This is a genomic window from Streptomyces actuosus (assembly GCF_016921115.1).
GTDB lineage: Bacteria > Actinomycetota > Actinomycetes > Streptomycetales > Streptomycetaceae > Streptomyces > Streptomyces actuosus_A.
Genome location: NZ_JAFFZS010000081.1, coordinates 1 through 4,458 on the forward strand (window position 1 = coordinate 1; position 4,458 = coordinate 4,458).

Genomic DNA, 4,458 nt, shown 5'->3' on the forward strand with positions numbered 1-4,458 from the left:
GCGGAGCGGTTCGTGGCCTCGTTGGCGGAGGCGTGGGTGCGTGGGGTGGCGGTGGACTGGACGCGGGTCCTGGCCGGTCGGGGAGGCCGCGTCGTCGACCTACCGACGTACGCCTTCCAACACCGCCACCACTGGCTCGACGTTCCCGACCCCGCAATGCCGTACGAGGCCGCAGGCGCTACCGGCACCGACGTGGACGCCCGCTTCTGGGAAGCGGTCGAGCGTGAGGATCTGGAAGCCCTGGCCGACACTCTCGACCTCGCCCCGGAACATCGCGAGACGCTGGGGGCCGCCGAACCGGTCCTGCCCGTGCTGGCCGAGTGGCGTCGACGCAGGCGGGAGAGTGCGCTGCTGGACTCCTGGCGCTACACCGTGACCTGGCAGCCGGCTGACGTGGGCACCGCCGTACCCGGGGCGCTCCCCTCCCACTGGCTGGTCGTGCTGCCCGGCGGAGACTCCGACTCCGGCAGCGGCGGCCTCATACAGCAACTTGTCGAGCGCCTCCGCGACCACGACGCGGTCGACACCGTGGAGACGGTCCTCTTCGACGTGGACCGCGAGGACCGGGCCACCTTGGCTGCGCGCCTGAGGGAGGCGATGGATCGGAGCCCGGCCGCCGGCGCCGTGCTCAACCTGCTGCCGCTCGAACCGATTGGCGAGGCGTCCACGGACGAGACGGCGGACCCGGGCGTGCCCCGGCCCGTCACCGCGACCCTGCTGCTCATGCAGGCCCTGACGGACACCTCCGTGCAGCTGCCGCTGTGGACCGTGACCCGGGGAGCGGTGACCGTGGACGGACCGTCCGGGACGTCCATGGGCGGACCGGTTCCGGAGCAGGCCGCGGTCTGGGGGCTCGGCCGGGTCTACGGCTTGGAGCACCCGCACCGCTGGGGCGGCCTCCTCGACCTTCCGGCCGTCCTTGCCGCCGGTACCGACGGCCACTCCGACACCGCTGAACCCGACGCGCACACCTGGAACCGGGTCTTCGCGGGCCTGTCCGGTGGCGACGACGAGGACCAGTTCGCCGTCCGCACCGACGGCCTCTACGTACGCCGGATGATCCGCAAGCCCGTCGGTTCCGGTTCCGGCACCGAGACGGCCGAGCGCCGTGCCGTCGGATTCTCCGGCACGACGCTCATCACCGGCGGCACCGGTGCCCTCGGCGCTCACCTTGCGCGACGGCTCGCCGCGACCGGTGCCGAGCATCTGCTGCTGCTCAGCCGCAGGGGGCTCGAAGCGCCGGGCGCGGTGGAGCTTGAGGCGGAACTCACTGCGCTGGGAACCCACGTGACCATCGCCGCCTGTGACATGACCGACCGGGACGCACTGGCCGACCTGCTCGCGCACGTGCCGGAGAGCGCGCCCGTCAACGCCGTGGTGCACGCGGCCGGGCTGGAGCCGCCGGCCGTCGCCGTGGAGGAGACCGACCTCGGTGCGCTGCGCGCGGTGACGGAAGCGAAGATCGCCGGAGCCGTCCATCTGGACGCGCTGCTCGCGGACCGGCCGCTGGAGGCGTTCGTCCTGTTCTCCTCCGGCGCGGGCGTCTGGGGCGACAGCGGTCACTGCGGTTATGCGGCGGCGAACGCCTACCTCGACGCGTTCGCCGAGTGGCGCCGCGCCCGCGGCAGGGTGGCGACCTCCATAGCCTGGGGAGCTTGGGCGGGCGGCGGCATGGTCGACGACGCCGAGAGCGACCGGCTCCGGCGCTACGGCGTGCCCACCATGGACCCGGAGGTGGCCGTCGGCGCGGTGCAACAGGCGCTCGGCCGGGACGAGACGTTCCTGATCGTCGCCGACGTCCTCTGGGACCGGTTCACGGCGACCTACTCCGCCGCCCGCCGCCGTCGTCTCTTCGACGAGGTCCCGGAGGTGCGCAGAGCCGTTGCCGAGGCGGCCCGCTCCGCAGCCGGTGGCGGCGCCGACACCGGGGTGGACACGGGTCCGGCGGGGGCGTTCACCGACCGGCTGACCGGTGCCACCCGCACCGAGCGGGAGCGGGTGGTCCTGCATCTCGTCCGCACCCAGGTCGCGGCGGTTCTCGGCCATGACGGCACCGCTGCGATCAGTCCCGGTCACGCCTTCCGCGATCTCGGGTTCGACTCGCTCACCGCGGTCGAGCTGCGCAACCGGCTCAAGGAGGCGACCGGGCTCGCGCTGCCCGCCACGCTGGTCTTCGACCACCCGACCCCGTCCGCCCTCGCCGGCCGTCTGCTGTCCCAGCTGGCTCCGGACAGCCGGCAGCAGACAGGGCAGGAACTTCCCGCACTGGACGAGCTGGAGGACGCCGTCGCCACGCTCGACCCCGCTGACGATGCGGCCCGCGGCAGGATCACCGCCCGGCTGCAGGCCCTGCTGTGGCGCCTCTCCGACAGCCCCGCGGAGACCGCGGCAGCGAGCACCGACTCCGACGACTCACTTCTCGAGGCCGTCTCCGACGACGAGATGTTCGACCTGATCGACAAGGAACTCGGCCTCAACTAGACCGGCCGGGCGGGCCGCCACCCCCAGCGGCCCGTCCGGTCCCTGCGCACGATTCCCGACCTGCCCGTTGCCGACGCCGTGCGGGTGACTCCATGCCTTCGGGCCTGCTCTAGGGACTGATGACGTTCATGGCTAACGAGGACAAGCTCCGCGACTACCTCAAGCTGGTCACCACCGACCTGCGGCAGGCCCGCCGCCGCCTCCAGGACATGGAGGCCCGCCAGCAGGAGCCCATCGCCATCGTCTCGATGAGCTGCCGCTTCCCCGGAAACGCCCACACCCCCGAGGAGTTCTGGGACCTGCTCGCCGCAGACGTCGACACCGTCTCGGAGCTGCCCGCCGACCGAGGCTGGGACCTGGAGAACCTGTACCACCCGGACCCCGAGCACCAGGGCACGAGCTACACCCGCTCCGGATCGTTCCTGTACGACGCCGCCGACTTCGACCCCGCCTTCTTCGGGATCTCGCCGCGCGAGGCCACGGTGATGGACCCGCAGCAGCGGCTGCTGCTGGAGACCTCCTGGGAGGTGCTCGAACGCGCCGGCATCGACCCCGGCACACTGCGCGGCGAGAAGGCGGGCGTCTTCGTCGGCAGCAGCGACCAGGGCTACGGTGCCGCGGCGGCGCACACCCGTGACCGGGTCGAGGGTCACATGCTGACCGGCGGCTCCGGAGCCGTGCTCTCCGGGCGCATCGCCTACACCCTCGGATTCGAGGGACCCGCCGTCACGGTCGACACCATGTGCTCCTCGTCGCTGGTCGCCCTGCATCTCGCCGTGCAGGCACTGCGCCAGGACGAGTGCCGACTCGCCATCGCCGCCGGTGCCACGGTGATGGCCGGTCCCCGCAACTTCGTGGAGTTCAGTCGGCAGCGGGGGCTGGCGGCGGACGGTCGGTGCAAGCCGTTCGCGGCGGGTGCGGACGGTACGGGCTGGGGTGAGGGTGTCGGGGTGCTGCTGTTGGAGCGGCTGTCGGACGCCCGGCGCAACGGGCATCCGGTGCTGGCGGTCGTTCGGGGTTCCGCGGTCAATCAGGACGGTGCGAGCAACGGTCTCACGGCGCCCAACGGGCCGTCGCAGGAGCGTGTGATCCGGGCCGCGCTGGCCAACGCGCGACTCACCCCGGACCTGGTGGACGCGGTGGAGGCCCACGGCACGGGCACCACCCTCGGTGACCCGATCGAGGCCCAGGCGGTGCTCGCCGTGTACGGCCAGGACCGCGAACGCCCCCTGTACATGGGCTCCCTCAAGGCCAACATCGGCCATCTCCAGGCAAGTTCGGGCGTCGCCGGCGTCATCAAGACGGTGCTGGCCATGCGCCACGGCGTCCTGCCGAAGTTGCTGCACCTGGACGAGCCGACCCCGCACGTCGACTGGTCCTCCGGCGCCGTGGAACTCCTCACGCACCACCAGGCTTGGCCCGAGACCGGCCGTCCGCGCCGCGCCGGCGTCTCCTCCTTCGGCGGCAGCGGCACCAACGCGCACGTCCTCCTGGAGCAGGCCCCGGAGCCCGCCCCCGAGACCGCTCCCGAAGCGGAGCCCGGCGACGAGGCCGGGACGCCCCCGGTGTTCACCACGGGCAGCGCCGTGCCGTGGCTTGTGTCCGGGCGCGGACCGGAGAGTCTGGCGGGGCAGGCGGGGCGGTTGGCCGCTTTCGCGGAATCGGCCGACGAGCTCGTACGGCCGGTGGACATCGCCTGGTCGCTGGCGGCCACGCGAGCCGCCTTCGAGCACCGGGCCGTAGCCCTCGGCACCGAACGTCACGAACTCGGCCACACCCTGGACACCTTGGCGGCTCAGGGGACGGCACCCGGAGTGATCAACGGCAGCTTCGACGTCGTACCCGACGGCGTGGTGTTTGTGTTTCCGGGGCAGGGGGCGCAGTGGGTTGGTATGGGGCGGGAGTTGTGGGGGGAGTCGGCTGTTTTTGCGGCGTCGATGGAGGCGTGTGAGCGGGCGTTGGCGCCGTTTGTGGGGT

At 72.5% G+C, this 4,458-nt stretch carries 2 protein-coding genes; both read left to right on the forward strand.

The annotated features are described in order from the left end of the window. The coding region (locus JS756_RS35515) for an SDR family NAD(P)-dependent oxidoreductase (protein ID WP_205387398.1) at nucleotides 1–2,481 on the forward strand (2,481 nt) is incomplete at its 5' end. Between the two features lie 128 nt (nucleotides 2,482–2,609). Next, nucleotides 2,610–4,458, forward strand: a 1,849-nt coding sequence (locus JS756_RS35520) for a type I polyketide synthase (protein WP_205387399.1), incomplete at its 3' end; no start/stop codon positions are given.